Source organism: Streptomyces sp. SUK 48, from assembly GCF_009650765.1.
Taxonomy (GTDB): domain Bacteria; phylum Actinomycetota; class Actinomycetes; order Streptomycetales; family Streptomycetaceae; genus Streptomyces.
In genome coordinates this window covers 1,921,464-1,938,705 of record NZ_CP045740.1, presented here as the reverse complement: position 1 = coordinate 1,938,705, position 17,242 = coordinate 1,921,464, and the positions used below count along the sequence as shown (strand labels likewise).

11 protein-coding genes and 2 pseudogenes are annotated in these 17,242 nt (G+C 74.2%); 7 read left to right on the top strand and 6 right to left on the bottom strand.

Annotated elements, in window-relative coordinates; genetic code table 11:
- Window positions 1–118: 118 nt before the first annotated feature.
- Window positions 119–1,755, bottom strand: a pseudogene (locus GHR20_RS08145) (acyl-CoA dehydrogenase family protein).
- A 164-nt stretch (window positions 1,756–1,919) separates the two neighbouring features.
- Here GHR20_RS08145 and GHR20_RS08140 point away from each other — a divergent pair.
- Window positions 1,920–3,305 (top strand): YihY/virulence factor BrkB family protein, encoded by a 1,386-nt coding sequence (locus GHR20_RS08140; RefSeq protein ID WP_243877978.1) that lies wholly within the window; start codon window positions 1,920–1,922, stop codon window positions 3,303–3,305.
- 108 nt (window positions 3,306–3,413) lie between these two features.
- Here GHR20_RS08140 and GHR20_RS08135 read toward each other — a convergent pair whose 3' ends face one another.
- Window positions 3,414–4,046 carry a VOC family protein gene (locus GHR20_RS08135; protein WP_153812783.1) on the bottom strand — a complete coding sequence of 211 codons (633 nt, stop codon included), beginning with the start codon at window positions 4,044–4,046 and terminating at the stop codon, window positions 3,414–3,416.
- A gap of 453 nt (window positions 4,047–4,499) precedes the next feature.
- Here GHR20_RS08135 and GHR20_RS08130 point away from each other — a divergent pair, with 453 nt between their 5' ends.
- The 3 genes and pseudogenes from GHR20_RS08130 (at window position 4,500) to GHR20_RS08120 (ending at window position 7,436) form a co-directional block, all read left to right on the top strand.
- Window positions 4,500–5,363, top strand: coding sequence for an isocitrate lyase/PEP mutase family protein (locus GHR20_RS08130; protein ID WP_153812782.1), 864 nt, complete (start codon window positions 4,500–4,502; stop codon window positions 5,361–5,363).
- Window positions 5,360–5,611 (top strand): hypothetical protein, encoded by a 252-nt coding sequence (locus GHR20_RS08125; RefSeq protein WP_194858838.1) that lies wholly within the window; start codon window positions 5,360–5,362, stop codon window positions 5,609–5,611. The genes GHR20_RS08130 and GHR20_RS08125 overlap by 4 nt, the downstream gene beginning before the upstream one ends.
- Before the next feature lie 254 nt (window positions 5,612–5,865).
- A pseudogene (locus GHR20_RS08120) lies at window positions 5,866–7,436 on the top strand (carboxylesterase family protein).
- 34 nt (window positions 7,437–7,470) lie between these two features.
- Here the strand turns inward: GHR20_RS08120 and mmuM are convergent.
- Entirely contained in the window at window positions 7,471–8,406 is a 936-nt protein-coding gene (gene mmuM, locus GHR20_RS08115; RefSeq protein WP_153812781.1) for a homocysteine S-methyltransferase, read from the bottom strand.
- A gap of 121 nt (window positions 8,407–8,527) precedes the next feature.
- Here mmuM and GHR20_RS08110 point away from each other — a divergent pair, with 121 nt between their 5' ends.
- Window positions 8,528–9,334 carry an isocitrate lyase/phosphoenolpyruvate mutase family protein gene (locus tag GHR20_RS08110; RefSeq protein ID WP_153812780.1) on the top strand — a complete coding sequence of 269 codons (807 nt, stop codon included), beginning with the start codon at window positions 8,528–8,530 and terminating at the stop codon, window positions 9,332–9,334.
- On the opposite strand, the gene GHR20_RS08105 is transcribed toward GHR20_RS08110, so the two are convergent.
- The 3 genes from GHR20_RS08105 to GHR20_RS08095 form a co-directional block, all read right to left on the bottom strand.
- Entirely contained in the window at window positions 9,268–10,002 is a 735-nt protein-coding gene (locus GHR20_RS08105) for an alpha/beta hydrolase (protein WP_153812779.1), read from the bottom strand. The genes GHR20_RS08110 and GHR20_RS08105 overlap by 67 nt on opposite strands.
- Window positions 10,003–10,103: 101 nt before the next feature.
- Window positions 10,104–13,010 carry a glycoside hydrolase family 2 TIM barrel-domain containing protein gene (locus GHR20_RS08100; RefSeq protein WP_153812778.1) on the bottom strand — a complete coding sequence of 969 codons (2,907 nt, stop codon included), beginning with the start codon at window positions 13,008–13,010 and terminating at the stop codon, window positions 10,104–10,106.
- A gap of 267 nt (window positions 13,011–13,277) precedes the next feature.
- Window positions 13,278–14,585: an FAD-binding protein gene (locus GHR20_RS08095; RefSeq protein WP_153812777.1), complete on the bottom strand. Its 1,308-nt coding sequence runs from the start codon at window positions 14,583–14,585 to the stop codon at window positions 13,278–13,280.
- 119 nt (window positions 14,586–14,704) lie between these two features.
- Here GHR20_RS08095 and GHR20_RS08090 point away from each other — a divergent pair, with 119 nt between their 5' ends.
- Together GHR20_RS08090 and GHR20_RS08085 are read left to right on the top strand one after the other, a co-directional pair.
- Entirely contained in the window at window positions 14,705–15,712 is a 1,008-nt protein-coding gene (locus GHR20_RS08090; RefSeq protein ID WP_153812776.1) for a hydroxyacid dehydrogenase, read from the top strand.
- A 113-nt stretch (window positions 15,713–15,825) separates the two neighbouring features.
- Window positions 15,826–17,160, top strand: a complete 1,335-nt coding sequence (locus tag GHR20_RS08085) for a radical SAM protein (RefSeq protein WP_148023077.1) — start codon at window positions 15,826–15,828, stop codon at window positions 17,158–17,160.
- Window positions 17,161–17,242: the final 82 nt, after the last annotated feature.

Below are 17,242 nucleotides of genomic sequence, written 5' to 3'. Positions count from 1 at the left end.
CACGGGCCGCACATGGCCCGGGTGGCGGGGGTGGTGCCGTGTCGGCGCGGCACCACCCCCGGCCGGTCACCGGCGCATTTCGGCCAGAGCGCCGAAGTCCGCGAGCGGCCACGGTGATTCAGGCGACCGGCCGCGCCCGCTCCACCACCGACGCCAGATCCAGGCCCCCGGCAGCGTGCCGAAGGTGCCGCCGTGGTCGCCGCCGAGCCGGGAGGCGCAGAAGGCGTCCGCGACCGCCGGCGGCGCGTGCCGCACCAGCAGGGAGCCCTGGAGCACCACCGCGAGCCGCTCTGCCAGCCGCCGCGCCCGGCCCTCCGCGCCCTCCAGATCGGCGAGTTCGGTGAACAGGTCCTTCACCGCGCGGTCCAGCCGGTGGTCGGCGCCGTGCGCCCGCCCGATCTCGGTCAGACACGCGTCCAGCGCCGCCGGCTCCCGTTGCAGCGCCCGCAGCACATCGAGCGCCTGCACGTTCCCGGCGCCCTCCCACACGGAGTTGAGCGGCGACTCGCGCACCAGCCGGGGCATCCCCGACTCTTCCACGTACCCGTTGCCGCCCAGGCACTCGGCGGCCTCGACCACCAGGGGCGCGCACCGCTTGGTGATCCAGTACTTGGCGGCCGGCACCGCGAGCCGCAGGAAGGCGCGCTCCCGCTCGCTCCCGTCGTCGTACGCCGCCGCCAGCCGCAGCGCCAGCGCGGTCGCCGCCTCCGACTCCAGCGCGAGGTCCGCGAGCACCGTGCGCATCAGCGGCTTGTCCAGCAGCCGCCCGCCGAACGCCTCGCGGTACGCGCAGTGGTGCACCGCCTGCGCCACCGCCTGCCGCATCAGGCCCGCCGAGCCGAGCACGCAGTCCAGCCGGCTCGCCGCGACCATCCCGATGACGGCGCGCACCCCGCGCCCCTCCTCGCCGACCCGGCGCGCCCAGGTGCCGTCGAACTCGACCTCGGCGGAGGCGTTGGAGCGGTTGCCCAGCTTGTCCTTGAGCCGCTGGAGCAGGAACACATTGCGCGTGCCGTCGTCCAGGACGCGCGGCACCAGGAAGCAGGTCAGGCCCTCGGACGCCTGCGCCAGCACCAGGAAGGCGTCCGACATCGGGGCGGAGCAGAACCACTTGTGCCCGGTGAGCGCGTAGGCGCCCTCCTGGGCGAGCGGACGGGCCAGCGTGCTGTTCGCGCGCAGGTCGCTGCCGCCCTGCTTCTCGGTCAGGCCCATCCCGAACAGCGCGCCGGGCTTGCGCGCGGCGGGCCGCAGCTCGGGGTCGTACACCGTGGAGGTCACCCGCGGCTCCCAGAGCGCGGCGAGCGCGGGATCGGCGCGCAGCGCGGGCACGGCCGCGTGGGTCATGGACAGCGGACAGCAGGTGCCCGCCTCGACCTGGGTCCAGAGCAGGAACCCGGCCGCCCTGCGCACATGGCCGGCGGGCCGGGTCCAGGCGCCGGTCAGCCCGGCCGAGACGCCCTTGCCGAGCAGCCGGTGCCAGGCCGGGTGGAACTCCACCTCGTCGATCCGGTGGCCGTACCGGTCATGGGTGCGCAGGCGGGGCGGCTGCTCGTCCGCCTGTCTGCTCCACTCCTGGAGCTGCGCCGAACCCCCGGCCCGCCCCAGCGCGGACAGCTCCGCGCGCACCTCGCCGCGCAGCTCGTCCGGTGTGTGCCGATCGACGGCGTCCACCAGCGCGCGGTCGGTGGCGAAGAGGTCGTGGCCGGCCAGTGGGGGCGGCTGGTTCGTCACGGTGTGGGTGGAGAAGCCTGCCATGCTTGCGAACCTACCCGGAACGGCGGCGATGCGGGCCTCCAGGGTGACACAGGGTGGCCGGGCGACGGGAGGAAACGGGACAGCCGGGTGCGGGTCGTGCGCGGGCGCCCGACGGAACGCCCCGTGAGGTGAGGAGGGGCGCTCGCTGCGGATACCTTTGGGTCGTGCAGCCAGCAAGTGATTCCCCCGAACGGTCGGCCGGACGGCTCCACCGGGCCCGCGCTCTCTACCGGAACGTATCCAAGCGCAGGACCGCCTGGCTGCTGCTCAAGGACACCGTCAACTCCTGCATGGAGTACCGCATCCTCGGCCTCGCCGCCGAGGCCGCGTTCTTCACCCTGCTGTCGGTGCCCCCGCTGCTGCTCTGCCTCATCGGGCTGCTCGCCTACGTCGACACCTGGACCGGCGCGCACACCATCGGCAGCCTGGAGACCAACCTCCTGGAAGCCTCCCGGACCGTCCTGTCCGACAAGGGCGTCAAGGAGATCACCGAACCGATCCTGCACGACGTCATCAAGGGCGGCCGGCCCGACGTCATCTCCCTCGGCTTCCTGTTCGCCCTGTGGTCGGGGTCCCGCGCGGTGAACGTCTTCATCGACACCATCACCGTCATGTACGGCCTCGACGGCGTCCGGGGCATCGTGCGCACCCGGATCATGTCCTTCGTCCTCTTCATCGTGGCCCTGCTGATCGGCTCGGTGGCGCTGCCGCTGATGGTCGCGGGCCCGGACGCGGTGGTCCGGGTGGTGCCCTGGTCGGAGACGGTCGTACAGGTCCTGTACTGGCCGGTCGTCATCGTCCTGTCCATCGTCTTCCTGACCACGCTCTACCACGTGTCCGTGCCGGTGCGCTCGCCCTGGATCGAGGACGTGCCCGGCGCGCTGGTCGCCCTCGCGATGTGGGTCCTCGGCAGCTTCCTGCTGCGCATCTACCTCGTGCACACCATCGAGGGCGCCACGATCTACGGCTCCCTGGCCGCGTCCGTCGCCGTCATGCTCTGGATCGGGGTGTCCGCCTTCGCCGTGCTGGTCGGCGCGGCGGTCAACGCCGCGATCGACCGGGTCTGGCCGGCCGCCGCGACGGCCGCCGCGCGCGAGGCCAACGAGCGGGTGCGGCACGCGCAGGTCGCCGAGTACGTCGCCCGGGCCACGGCGGCGCGGGAGAACCTCCCGTACGACCCCGACAACCCTGACGACCCCGACGACCCCGACGACCCGGACATGCCCTCCGAGTTCCCCGAACGCTGGTCGCGCTTCCTGCCGCCGGAGGACGTCACCTCGCGGCTGCGGGGGCCCGCGTGGGGCGGCCATGGGGCGCACCGGCGGGTGACACCCAAGGAGGAGAAGGGCGAGAAGGCAGAGCAGGGGGAGAAGGCGGAGCACGGGGACGGGGAGCGGGGCGACGGCCCGCAGCGGAACGGCGCCGGGCCCCGGCCGGCGAACGGCCCGGGCCCGCGCGCCGACGATGGCTTCCCCTGGTTCCCGGGTAACGGCGGCGGCCCCCATATCCCCGGCGACGGGAGTGGCGAGAACCCTTACCGGCAGTGGTGATCGAGAGCTCTTACCGGCAGTGGTGAACGGGCCCGGCGTCCCGGCCCCGGCCCGGCCCGGCGACGCGGCTCCGGTCGACCGGGCCCCGGCACGGACACCCGCCCCGGTTCAGCCGAACGTGACCGGCCCCCGGGGCGTGTCCACGGTGAAGCGGAGCGCCACCGGCCCCTCGGCCAGGTCGAGCCCGGTGCCCAGGGCCGCCAGCGGGCCGCGCACCTCCTCCGGTCCCGGCACGGTCGCAAACACCCCGAGCAGCGGGGTGAGCGGCAGACCCGAGTCGGCGGGGTGGCACGAGTCGCCCCAGTCGATCAGGAACGGCACCAGACCCGAGGGATGCGCCGGCTCGCCGCCGGTCAGCCGCCACCGCAGCAGTTCCCCGCCCGGGGTGCGGCGGCTCATCGCGTGCGCGGGCCCCGGGTCGTAGCCCCGCGCCCGGGCCGCCGCGATCGTCTCGTCCAGGTCCGGCGGGCTGATCGCCCACGTCAGCACCCGGGGCCCGGGCAACCGGTCCACCCCGAACGGCCGTTCACCGACCGGTGCCGGCTGCTCCGGGTCCGGGCCGACGATCTCCAGATAGGCCCGGCCGCCGAGCCCCACCAGATGGTTCCGGGTGCCGTGGCCGAGGTGCGCGCCGCCGGGCGCGGGAGTCACCCCGGTGCGCCGCGCGAACTCGGCGACGGACGCGGCCAGATCGGGGGTGGCGAGGACAAGGTGGTCCAGGTGCGCGGGAATGGCGTTCACCCCGCGGGAGGCTACGGTCAACGGCCGTGCCGTTCAAGGCCGTCACACGCGCACGGCCCGCATCGACCGCACCACCCGGGCCAGTTGACGTAGACCGGCATCATCAGGTCACCGCAGGCCCCCGTACCTCCTCCGCCGCCCCCTCCGCACGCGCACCACCGGCCGCCGCCACGGCTCCGAACCGGCCGCCGTCGCCGCCCTCGCGGCGGGCTCGGACCCGCCCGCGCCGCCCCGCCGCGATCCCGGCGTCCCCTCACCTGGACGGCGGAATCCGCTGGGCTGTCCGGCCCCTCAAGTGACGTTTCTGCGGTGAACGGATTGCGCCATTCCAGTGAGTAAAGCTGGCGTCATGGCAAGTCAATGTGAGTACCTAGAGATGCTCTTGGATTGGTAAAGAGCATTGAGGGGCGGCGGCCCTCGCCGCTGTGCCGTACCCACAGAAGGAGCCGGACCGTGACCCACGGTAAGAAGCTGCGCGACCGCATCGCCGGGCCCGGAACCACACCGCTGATCGGCGTCTACGACATGTATTCGGCGTCGATCGCGGCCAAGCACTACGACGGTATGTTCGTCTCCGGATTCGGCTTCGCCGCCTCGTACTACGGCCTGCCGGACATCGGATTCATCGCCTGGCCCGACATGGTGGCCTTCGTCCAGCGGCTGCGGGGCGCGTTCCCGCACCACCACCTCCTCGTGGACATCGACGACGGGTACGTCGATCCCGAGGTCGCCTGCCACGTCGTCGAGCACCTGGAGCGCATCGGCGCCTCCGGCGTGATCCTGGAGGACCAGAAGCGGCCCCGCCGCTGCGGCCACGCCGACGGCAAGCAGGTGCTGCCGCTGGAGGAGTACCTGGAGAAGCTGAACCAGGTCCTGGAGACCCGCAAGGACCTGGTGGTCGTCGCCCGCACCGACGCGACGGACGAGCACGACATCCTGCACCGCGCCGAGCGGCTCGCCGCGACCGACGCGGACGTGGTGCTGGTCGACGGGGTGCGCAGCGTGGAGTGGATCAAGCGCATCCGGGAGGTCGTCGGCGGCAAGCCGCTGCTGTTCAACCAGATCGCCGGCGGCAAGTCGCCCCGCCTCTCCCTCGGCGAGCTCTCCGACTTCGGCGTGGACGTCGCCATCTACAGCACGCCCTGCCTGTTCGCCGCGCACGAGGCGATGGACTCGGCGCTCACCGGGCTGAAGGCCGCCGACGGCCGGCTGCCCGTGGTGGACCCGGCGAGCGGGATCGGCGTGCAGGCGTCCACCACCCTGCTGGAGCGGAACATCGCGCGCGAGCGGCTCGCCCCCGAGAGCGTGGGCGTGTGAGGGCCGCCGGGATCGGCACGGCGGCCGCGCTCACCGCGGCCTTCCTCGGCGCGGGCGCCGCCCCGGCGCTCGCCGACAACAGCCTGGTCACCCTGGTCGACAACTCGCACGCCGATTCCTGGCTGGAGGTCGACCGCACGGCCAATGTGCAGACCGGCAAGGGCGACGCGGGCAGCGACCACGACGGCAGCGCGGTGGACGCGATCCAGGCGCTCCTCGGCAACCCCCCGGCGCCGGACGAGGACTGAGGGGCGAGGGCCGGGTGTCTCCCGTGGAGGGGGCGCCCGGCCCTCGTCGGTACCGGCCGTCGCTGTCGCCCCGCACCCGTCGCTGTCGCCCCGCACCCGTCGCCGTCGCCCCGCGCCCGTCGCCCCGCGTCCGGCGCGCGGAGGGCGGCCCGTTACGCCGAACGGCCCAGCCGGAGGTCTGTGCACCGGAATACACCGGGCCCCTGTGGTGCTCTGGAAATGAAAGGTGCATGACGGCGAAGGGCTGGTGGGTGATGACGGCAGACCCGGCGGACCCGGTGGTCCGCACGCCCCACGGTGCCGTCCGCGGCCGCCGCGAGCACGGCGTCGCCGTGTTCCGGGGCATCCCGTACGCCGCCCCGCCCGTCGGCCCCCGCCGCTTCCGGCCCCCCGAGCCACCCGAGCCCTGGGACGGGATACGGGACACGGCCGGCTTCGGCCCGACCGCGCCGAAACCGCCGTACTCCGAGGCGTTCGCCCAGTACCTCTCCGACCCCTCGATCCCCGGCGACGACTGCCTCAACCTGAACGTCTGGACGCCCGACCCGGCCCCCGGCGCCCGGCTGCCCGTCCTGGTGTGGCTGCACGGCGGCGCCCTGACCAGGGGTTCCTCGGCCGTCCCGGTCTACGACGGCCGTACCTTCGCCCGCGACGGCGTCGTCTGCGTCTCGGTCAACTACCGGCTGGGCATCGAGGGCTACGGACTGTTCCCGGACGCGCCGCCCAACCCCGGCCTGCGCGACCAGCTCGCCGCGCTGCGCTGGGTGCACGAGAGCATCGCGGCGTTCGGCGGCGACCCCGACCGGATCACCCTGGGCGGCCAGTCGGCCGGCGCGATCAGCGCGGGCGTCCTGCTCGCCTCGCCGCACACCGCCGGCCTGATCCGGCGCGCGGTGCTGCAGAGCGGCCCGCCCGAGGTCTTCGAGAGGGACAAGGTACGGCGGATGGTGCGCCGGATGGCCGCCCGGCTGAAGATCCCGGCGACCGCCGCCGCCTTCGCCGCCGTCGACCGCGAACTCCTGCTGCGCACCCAGGCCGAGGCGGGCCGGCTCTCCACTCCGGTGCTCGGCGGACCGGCGTTCGGCATCGTCGTGGACGGCGACCTGGTGCCCCGCGACCCGCTGGAGGCGCTGATCGACGGCGACACCGCACGGGACGTGGACCTGCTGATGGGCTGGACCCGGGACGAGTACCGGCTGTGGCTGGTGCCCGGGGACTGCTGGAGCACATCGACCGGCTCGGGGCGGTCGCCGTCGCGGGCGCCATGGCCCGCTGCCACGCGAGCCACGAGATACCGCGCGGCTACCGCGCCCTGCACCCGGACGCGGGCGCCGCCGAGATCGTCGGCCAGATGGTCACCGACCACATCCTGCGCGTCCCGCTGCACCGCCTCGCCGACGCCCGCCCCGCCACCAGCCACCTCTACGAGTTCGCCTGGCCCTCCCTGCGCCCCGAGCTGCGCGCCTGCCACGCCCTGGAGCTCGGCTTCGTGTTCGACTCCGGCGACCTCCCGGAGTCCCAGAAACTGGCCGGCGAGGGCGCCCCGCACGCGCTGTGCGACGAGATGCACGGCGCCTGGGTGCGCTTCGCGGCCACCGGCGACCCCGGCTGGGAGTCCTGGAGCCCCGCCCACCCCGTCCGCGTCTTCGGTGACGGCGAGGCGTACACCGCCCACGGCCCCCGCGACGCCGAGTACGCCCTCTGGTCCACCGCCCCCCACCCCCCGCCGCCCCGCCGCCCCACCTCCGTCCCCCGCGCGCCCGGCGCCGAACTGGCCTCCGCCATGCGCCGGCTGCGCCGGTCGGTGGGGGCACGGCGGCGCTGAGCCCGGGACGCCGGGGGCAACCGGGAGCGACCGGTCAGAGCGTCTGCGCCCCCAGCGTCCGCGCGATCGAGGCGATGCTCTCCGGGCCCACCCGGCAGCAGCCGCCGATCAGACGGGCGCCGCCGCCGTGCCAGGAGGTGACCTGGGCGGGTGTGAAGGTGGCGGGGCCGGTCCAGGTGTGGGTGGCCGACTGCCAGGACTCACCGCTGTTGGGATAGACCACGACCGGTTTGCCGGTGACACGGGCGGCGAGTTCGACGGCGGGGGCCGCGTCCTTCGGGGCGCAGCAGTTCACGCCCACCGCGATGATCTCGTCCGCGTCGGCCGCGAGCGCGAACGCCTCTTCCAGGGGCTGGCCGGCCCGGGTGCGGGGGCCGTCGATCGTGTACGACAGCCACGCCGGGACCCCCAGTCCGCGCACCGCCCGCAGCAGCGCGGCGGCCTCGTCGGTGTCGGGGACGGTCTCCAGGGCCAGGACGTCCGGCGCGGCGGCGGCCAGTGCTTCGAGGCGAGGGCGGTGGAAGCGCTCGAGGTCGGCCACGCCGAGCCCGTAGCGGCCCCGGTACTCGGAGCCGTCCGCGAGCATCGCGCCGTACGGCCCGGCCGAGGCGGCCACCCACAACGGGCGCTCCACGCCCGCGTCCTGGGCGCGCCGGGCCGCCCGCCGGGCCAGCCGGACGCTCAGCGCGAGCAGGCGGGCCGCCTCGGCACGGTCGATGCCGCGCCGGGCGAAGCCCTCGAAGGTGGCCTGGTAGCTGGCGGTGATCGCCACGCTCGCGCCCGCCAGGTAGTAGGCGAGATGGGCCTCGGCGAGCGCCTCCGGGTGTTCGGCGAGCAGCCGCGCGGACCACAGCGCGTCGCTCAGGTCGTGCCCGGCGGACTCCAGCTGGTTGGACAGTCCGCCGTCGAGGACGACCGTCCCGGCGGCGAGGGCCGTGGCGAGGGCGGGGGCGGAGGCGTTGCCGGTCATACGGGTGACGCTAGTCCACCGGGAGGGGGAGCGGCGGGTGGTGTCCAGGGGGTGGGCAGGGCACGGGGACCCCGGACACGTTTCGGTCCGCGCCGAACCGACCCGGGGCTAGCGTAACCGTATGACCGCAGACCTTCGGGAAACCTCGTTCGCCGCGCTGCACCGCCCCGGCGAGCCGCTGCTGCTGCCCAACGCCTGGGACCACGCCTCGGCCGCCGCCCTGGCCGCCCGGGGCTTCCCGGCGATCGCCACGTCGAGCCTCGCGGTGGCGGCGGGCGCCGGGCTGCCCGACGGGGCGGCGGCGACCCGGGAGCACACGGTGCGGCTCGCGCGGACGCTCGGTTCCGGGCCGTACCACCTGTCCGTGGACGCCGAGGGCGGCTTCGGCGACGACCCGGCACAAGTGGCCCGGCTGGCTGCGGAGTTGTGGGCGGCCGGCGCGGTCGGCGTCAACCTGGAGGACGGGCTCGGGGCGAGCGAGCTGCTCGCCGCGAAGATCCACGCCGTCAAGGCCGCCGTGCCGGGGATGTTCGTCAACGCCCGCACCGACACGTACTGGTCGGGGGACGGCGACGAGAAGGACACCCTGCGCCGCCTGGACGCCTATCAACAGGCGGGCGCCGACGGGGTGTTCGTGCCCGGCCTCACCGACCCGGCCCGCATCGCCGAGCTCGTACGGCGCCTCGGCGTCCCCCTCAACATCCTCCACTCGCCCGCCGGATGCACCGTCCCCCGCCTCGCCGATCTGGGCGTGGCCCGCATCAGCCTCGGCTCCCTGCTGTACCGCAGGGCGCTGGGCGCGGCACTGGATGCCATGACCGACATCGCCGCCGGCCGGACGCCGGGCGGTACGACCCCCTCCTACGACGAGGTGTGCGCGCTGGAGCGCAGCGTCCCGGCGAGCAGGCCGGCGAACTCCACCGGATGATCCAGCGTGCCCAGATGCCCGCCGGGGAACTCCGTGAACGCCGCGCCCAGCCGCCCGGCCGTGAACTCGGTCGTACGGTAGAGGAGTTGACCGCGTGACGCGGCACCCGCGACGAGCGTGAGCCGAGCGGCCGACTCCGGTCGCGGCACCGGCGTGTACGCGGTGAACGGATGCAGCACGCTGGCGAGGAACACCCCCATCGGGGTCGCCGACTCGCCCTCGGCGGGCGGCCGTTCGCCACCGTCCAGCTGTCCGAGCAGCTCGGCGCGCCGCTCGGCGCCGTCCGGCAGCACGGCCACGCACGGCGGCTCGTGCGCGACCGCGTGCGCCACCCGCTCCGGATGCCGGGCGAGCAGATCGAGCACCGCGATACCGCCCGAGCTGGTCCCGAACACATACGCCGGCTCGCCCTCGGGCAGGACCGCCGTCAGCACCCGGTGCGCCCCCTCGCTCCAGTCCGTCACCCGCTGCTCCGGCACCGGCAGGCCGAGCCGGCCATGGGCGAGCCCCAGCGGGTCGTACGTCACCACCGTGAACCGCGTGGCCAGCGCCTCGACCAGCGGCCCGAGCCCCATCGGATGCCCGGCGCCGCCCGGCAGCAGCAACAGCACGGGGCCCTCGCCCGTGACGTCGTAGTGGTCGCGGCCGTCGTCCGCCGTCTCGGTCATCGCTCATCCTCTCCGGGGCCGGCGCCCGGGACCCGGGGGCCGGGCGCCGATCGTCCTGACCGGCCGACAGTACGCGCCGGTCCGGCCCCGGAGCCTCCGAATTAGCCGGCGCCCGGACCGGGGGAGAAGACGAAGGAGAACTCCGCCGGTTCCGCGCGCAGTCGGTACCGCGGCAGCGGGCCGGGGCCGCAGGACTGGGAGCCGATGCCGTGCTGGGCGTGGTCCAGGGTGACCCAGACCGTGTCGCCCGGCGCCAGACCGGTGCGGTGGGTGGCGGCGTCCAGTTGCTCCGTGGTCCAGCGGCGGGCCGTCAGGAGGAACACGGGATCGCCCTCGACGCGCAGCCCGCCCAGCTCGGCCCAGCGGACGTCGATCCGGGCGCCGTTCTCCTGCGGACGGACGTACGGCGTCTGGAGATCCTCGACCGTCGACTCCCAACGCCCCAGCATTGCGGCCGACTTGGTGTCCGGGTACGCCTCCCCGGGGCCGCCGCCGAACCACCGCACCCGGTCGGTGGAGGCCGCCCACAGTCCGTACCGGATGCCGAGCCGGGGCAGCGGCAGCGTCCAGTCGCCCTCCGGCACGACGCGCACGGCCAGCCGCAGCCGGTCACCGTCCGCCGTCCAGCGGTACACCGTGGACAGCCCCAATTCCGTGCCGGCGGGGGCCACTCGGGTGCGGACCGTCAGCGTGTCGCCGCCCGCCTCCATCGCGTCGAGCCGGTGCCGCATCCGGTGCAGGCCGAGCCGGCGCCACAGCGGTCCGCAGCGCGGGTCGTGCTGCCAGGCGGCGCCCTCGTCGTTGTCGGTGGGCGCCCGCCACACGTCCAGCCGCAGGCCGGTGACGGGCACGTCGCCGACCGCCGTGAGAGTCCCGGTGCGCGCGTCGAAGCTGCCGGGACCCAGGTGCAACACCTTTCCGGCGGAGCGGAGCCGGGCGGTGGCCGGGACCCGAGGGGGTGTGCGCTCCACGGCCCGGAACTGGCCCCACGCGACGACATGCCCCCGCTCCGCCCAGGGCGCGTCGGCCGCCAGCACCGCCCTGACCAGCCAGTGCGCCTCTCCGTTCGGCGCCCCGGCCGGGGGCGGGGGGAGTGCGACGTCCGCCGACTCACCGGGCGCCAGATCGGGCACCGGCAGCGCTCCGGAGGCCAGCGTCTCCCCGTCCACCTGGTACGACCAGGAGAGGGCGAGCGCCGACAGACCGGCGACGTCGTACCCGTTGGTCACCCGCACCGTGCCGTCCCCGCCGTCGTTGGTGAGGCCGACCGGTTCCAGCACCTTCTTGTACTCCACCAGCCCGGGGGAGGGCCGCCGGTCCGGGAAGACCAGCCCGTCGCAGACGAAGTTCCCGTCGTGCAGCTCCTCCCCGAAGTCACCGCCGTAGGCGAAACCCAGCTCCGGATGCGCGATGCCGTGATCGATCCACTCCCAGACGAAGCCGCCCTGGAGACGGTCGTACGACGCGAACAGCCCCTGGTAGTCGGCGAGTCCGCCGGGACCGTTGCCCATCGCATGGGCGTACTCGCACAGGAGGAAGGGGAGTTGACGCCGGTGCCGCGGGCCCCCGTCCAGGTGCCGGCCGATGCGCTCCACCTCCGCGTGCCCGGCGTACATCCGCGCATACACGTCCGTGTCACGGCAGTCGCGGTCGCCCTCGTAGTGCAGCGGGCGGGAGGGGTCGCGGGCGCGCATCCATCCGGCCATCGCGGTCAGGCCCCGGCCCGTGCCGGCCTCGTTGCCCAGCGACCACAGGACGACCGACGGATGGTTCTTGTCCCGCTCGACCATTCGGGCCGCCCGGTCCAGCAGGGCCGGGGTCCAGCGGTCGTCGTCGACGGGGTTGTCCCGCCAGCCCGTCTCGGTGAAGCCGTGGGTCTCCAGATCGCACTCGTCGATCACCCACAGGCCGTACTCGTCGCACAGGTCGAGGAACGCCGGATGCGGCGGATAGTGGGAGGTGCGCACGGCGTTGATGTTGTGCCGCTTCATCAGCAGCACGTCCGCGCGCATGGTCCCGGGGTCCAGCGCGCGGCCCCGCTCCGGATGCCACTCGTGGCGGTTGACGCCCCTGAACAGCACCGGCCGCCCGTTGACCCGAAGCAGCCCGTCCGCCACCTCCACCGTGCGGAAACCGATCCGCAGTGGCACCCGTTCACCGCCGGTGGCCAGCACTCCGTCATACAGCCGGGGTTCCTCCGCCGACCAGGGCCGCACCGCGACCGTGACCGGCTCGCCGGCCGGGACGTCGATGCCGAGGTCCGCGACCGTGACCCGGCCCTCGACGTCCGAGTCGACGCGCAGGGTGCCGGTGCCGGTGCGGTGGTCGTAGGACGCGTGCACGAAGAAGTCCCCGACGCCGTCGGCCGGACGGTGCAGCAGGGTGACATCGCGGAAGATGCCGGGCAGCCACCACTGGTCCTGGTCCTCCAGATAGGACCCGGCCGACCACTGGTGCACCCGTACGGCGAGCACATTGCCGGCGGCCCGCAACAGCGGCCCGACCGCGAACTCATGGGCCAGCCGCGACCCCTTGAAGGTGCCCAGCTCCGTGCCGTTCAGCCACACCCGGGCGCAGGACTCCACCCCGTCGAACCGCAGCACCGCCCCGTCGCCCGCGCCGTCCGGCCAGTTGGCCGGGAGGTCGAAGTACCGCAGATGGTCGCCGGTCGGATTCTCGGCCGGCACGCGCGGCGGATCGACCGGGAACGGATAGCGGTGGTTGGTGTACACCGGGGAGCCGTGGCCCTGGAGGACCCAGTGGCCGGGGACCGCGAGCTCGGCCCAGCCGCCGGCGTCGTACCCCTCCCGCGCGAAGGACCCGGCCTCCGCCGTCGGCGACAGCCTGAAGCGCCAGGAGCCGTTCAGGGAGAGGGACGTGGCGTCGGAGGACGCATACCAGGCGCGAGGCGGCAGCGCCCCGGAACCGGGAGACACATCCTCGACGTACTCGGTGTCGGTGTCGACGTCGGTGGTGTCGGCGTTGTCGGGGGAGGGGGCGACGGACATCGGTCTCCGATCCGGTGCCACACACGACGGAAAGGGCGGGGTCGGGCGGGAGGGATGCTCACGCGAGGCCAGGGCCTCTCGTGTGGATCATGCCGGGCTCGCGGGCCCTGGCACCGCACCTCGCGGCGTTGTCGTCGGTTGCCATGGCTCCGCCATGTCGCCCTCCTCCGCCTTGCGACGCACGGCACCGGACCCCGCTCCCTGATCCGGCCTGATCCAAACGAAAGACCCTAGGCGCGGCGCCGGGCCCCCGACAAGGGCGCACCGTCAGCCGTCCAGGGCGTCGGCACGGCCGTCCAGGACATCGGCACAGCCGCCCGGGACGTCCTCGCCGTCGCCCAGGACATCCGCGACGAACGCGTTGGTGAACTTGCCCGTCGGGTCCAGCGACCGGACGAGCGACCGGAAATCGCCGAGGCGCGCGTACCGCCCCCGCACCACCGCCGCCGGAATGCCGGACAGCTTCCCCCAGTGCGGACGCGGCTCGAACGGCTCCAGCGCCTCCTCCAGCGCGCGCACCACAGGCAGCACGGCCGCCTCGTCCCGCACCCAGGTGAAGTGCAGCGCCGCCGAGTCCCGCGCGTACGCCGGGCTGAGCCACTGCGGATCGGCGGCGACCGTGCGCACCTCGCAGGTCTGGAGCACCCCCGCGACGCTCGCCCGTATCCCGTCGACCGCGTTCAGCGCGTCGACGGCCGCCGCGCGCGGCACCAGGTACTCCGACTGGATCTCCGCCCCGCTGCTCGGCGTGAACTCCGCTCGGAAATGCGGCAGTCGCTCGTGCCACGGCCCGGCGAGGCCCAGCTGCCCGGTGCAGTTGACGGCGGGCATCCCCGGCACCGGATGCATCGCCCGTGCCGCCGGCCGCGCCCAGGGGAAGTCCACCTCGGGCTGGTCGGTGCGCCGTTTGACCCACACCTGCCGGAAGCCCGGCTCCCGCCAGTCCGTGAACAGGCTGACGCTGTACGCGCAACCGGCGATCGTCTCGAACTCCAGTCCCTCAAGCGGCAGTTCGGTGTACACCCGCTGCTCCACCTCGAACGCCGTTTCGAGGTCGAGGGTGAGCGCGGTGACCACGCCCAGCGCGCCCAGCGAGGTCACGGCGCCGTCGAACCGGGCGTCGCCCCGGGCGATCGTCACCGTCGTACCGTCCGCGACCACCAGCTCCACCTCCCGCACCGCCGAGGCCAGCGGCGGGTTGGCCAGGCCCGAGCCATGGGTGCCGGTCGCCACCGAACCGGCCACCGAGATGTGCGGCAGCGAGGCCATGTTCGGCAGGGCGAGACCCCGGGCGTGCACCGCGCGGGCCAGCTCGGCGTAGCGCACCCCGCCCGCGACCCGGACCGTGCGCGCCGCCGTGTCCACCTCGATCACCGGCGCCAGCCCCGCCACCGACAGCAGCACCCCGTCCGGGCCGGGGTCGGCGACCCGGTTGAAGGAGTGCCCGCTGCCCAGGACCCGCACCTTCGCCGCACCGGACACCAGGGCGCGCAGCGCGTCCGGCGAGGCGGGACGCCGGTACTCCTTCGCGTCGTAGGCGATGGTGCGGGCCCAGTTGGTGACCGTCTCCCTCATGCTGCCGATCCTCTCGCCGGGGCGGCGGGTCCGTTGCCCCGCTTCTGTGCCGCGGCCTACGGTAGAGACCGCCTGGCGCCCGTGGCGCCCCTGCCGCACCGAGCCCGGAGGGTCCGTCCTTGCCCGAGCGCCCGCCGGCCGTGCTCGCGATGGCGGCCGAAAACGTGCCGTACGTCTTCCCGCCCGGCCTCCTCGCCCGTCTGCGCGCCCATCTGGACCTCGATCCCGCCCTGGTGGCCCACGACTTCACCGCGCCCCGGGTCCGCGACGCCCTCGCCCGCGCCGAGGTCCTCGTCACCGGCTGGGGCTGCCCCCGCCTGGACGCGGCCGCCCTGGACGGCGCCCCGAAGCTGCGCGCCGTGCTGCACGCGGCCGGGTCGGTCAAGGGGTTCACCACCGCCGAGGTGTGGCGGCGCGGCATCCTCGTCTCCTCGGCCGCCGACGCCAACGCGCTGCCCGTCGCCGAGTACGCCCTCGCCATGATCCTGCTCACCGGCAAGGACGTCTTCGCGCTGCGCGAGGAGCTGCGCGAGCGCCGGGGCTTCCCCCGCGGCGCGATCCTCCCCGGCCTCGGCAACCACGGCCGCCGCGTGGGCGTCGTCGGAGCCTCCCGCATCGGCCGCCGGCTGATCGCGCTGCTGCGCCCGCACGACCTCGCCGTCGCCCTCGCCGACCCCACCGTGGACGCCGCCGGGGCCGGGCGCCTCGGGGTGCCGCTGCTGCCGCTGGACGACCTGCTGCGCACCAGCGACATCGTCACCCTGCACGCCCCCGCCACCCCCGCGACCCGGCACCTGATCGGCGCCCGCGAGCTGGCCCTGATGCCCACCGGGGCGGTGCTCCTCAACACCGCGCGCGGCTCCCTCGTCGACCATGACGCGCTGGCCGCCGAGGTGCGCACCGGGCGCCTGCGCGCCGTCCTCGACGTCACCGACCCCGAACCGCTGCCCGCCGGCTCCCCGCTGTACGACCTGCCGGGCGCCTTCGTCACCCCGCACCTGGCCGGCTCCCAGGGCAACGAGGTGGCCCGGCTCGGCCGGGTGGTGGTCGAGGAGGCCGCGCGGCTGGCGGCCGGCGAGGCACTGCGCCACGCCGTCGACCCGGACACGCTGGACCGGATGGCCTGACCCCGGACCGCGAGGGAACCCCTCCCGGACGCGCCCGCGGGACCCGGCACCGATCCGCCCGGGCCGGGGGCATACGGTGGGGCGGTACGCCTGAGCCGGGAGGAGACATACGGATGGGCACTCGCACCGCACTGGTCGAGGATCTGATGGAGCGCTTCCCGCACGTGCCGCGGGAAGCCGTCTTCAAGGAGGACCTGCTCCGCGGCGGTGTCGCCTTCGACAGATCCGCCCTGAGCGACAACGAGGGCGGGGACGTCAAGCCGAAGTCCTACTTCATCTTCTCCTTCGACCACGGCACCCTGCCCGAGCTGGGCGAGGCCGCGCTGCGCCGGCCCCCGGAGGAGATCATCCTCACCGGCGGGCCGTACGACCTGCGCCGTACGGTTGTCTCCGTACGGGTGAACCCCGCCTCCCCCTACCGGGTCGCCGCCGACGACCAGGGGGTGCTCGGCCTCTACCTCGACGGCAAGCGCATCGCCGACGTCGGGGTGCCGCCGATGCCGGAGTACTACCGGCACACCCTCTCCAACGGGAAGTCCGTGATGGAGGTCGCGCCCACCATCCAGTGGGGCTACCTGATCTATCTGACCGTCTTCCGGGTCTGCCAGTACTTCGGCGCCAAGGAGGAGTGCCAGTACTGCGACATCAACCACAACTGGCGCCAGCACAAGGCGGCGGGGCGGCCGTACACGGGCGTCAAGGACGTGGAAGAGGTCCTGGAAGCCCTGGAGATCATCGACCGGTACGACACCCAGAAGGCGTCCACCGCCTACACGCTCACCGGCGGCGCCATCACCAAGACGGTCGCCGGGCGCGACGAGGCCGACTTCTACGGCCACTACGCCAAGGCCATCGAGGAGCGCTTCCCGGGCCGCTGGATCGGCAAGGTCGTCGCCCAGGCGCTGCCCAAGGACGACGTGCAGCGGTTCAAGGACTACGGCGTGCAGATCTACCACCCCAACTTCGAGGTGTGGGACCGCCGGCTGTTCGAGCTGTACTGCCCCGGCAAGGAGCGCTACGTAGGCCGCGACGAGTGGCACAAGCGGATTCTGGACTCCGCCGAGATCTTCGGCGCGCGCAATGTGATCCCCAACTTCGTGGCGGGCGTGGAGATGGCGGAGCCCTTCGGCTTCACCACCGTCGACGAGGCGATCGCGTCCACCACCGAGGGCCTGCGCTTCTTCATGTCGCACGGCATCACGCCCCGCTTCACCACCTGGTGCCCGGAGCCGACCACCCCGCTCGGCAAGGCCAACCCGCAGGGCGCGCCGCTGGAGTACCACATCCGGCTGCTCCAGGCGTACCGGCAGACGATGGAGGACTTCGGGCTGTCCTCCCCGCCCGGCTACGGCCCGCCCGGACCCGGCCGCGCGGTCTTCTCGGTCAGCTCCTTCATGGACAGCCTGCCCGCGCGGGACCCGGTCGCGGAGGAGTCGGCCACGGCCTGAACCGCCACCGTGCGTGACCGCTCGCGCACGTGCCGCTTGTCAGCGGGGCCGGGCCCGTGAAAGGCTCGGTTCCGCGAGGTTT

Coding starts and splice junctions, on each gene's coding strand:
- GHR20_RS08100 (WP_153812778.1), bottom strand. CDS start 13,010: ATGTCCGTCGCCCCCTCCCCCGACAACGCCGACACCACCGACGTCGAC.
- mmuM (WP_153812781.1), bottom strand. CDS start 8,406: ATGACCGGCAACGCCTCCGCCCCCGCCCTCGCCACGGCCCTCGCCGCC.
- GHR20_RS08095 (WP_153812777.1), bottom strand. CDS start 14,585: ATGAGGGAGACGGTCACCAACTGGGCCCGCACCATCGCCTACGACGCG.
- GHR20_RS08085 (WP_148023077.1), top strand. CDS start 15,826: ATGGGCACTCGCACCGCACTGGTCGAGGATCTGATGGAGCGCTTCCCG.
- GHR20_RS08105 (WP_153812779.1), bottom strand. CDS start 10,002: ATGACCGAGACGGCGGACGACGGCCGCGACCACTACGACGTCACGGGC.
- GHR20_RS08110 (WP_153812780.1), top strand. CDS start 8,528: ATGACCGCAGACCTTCGGGAAACCTCGTTCGCCGCGCTGCACCGCCCC.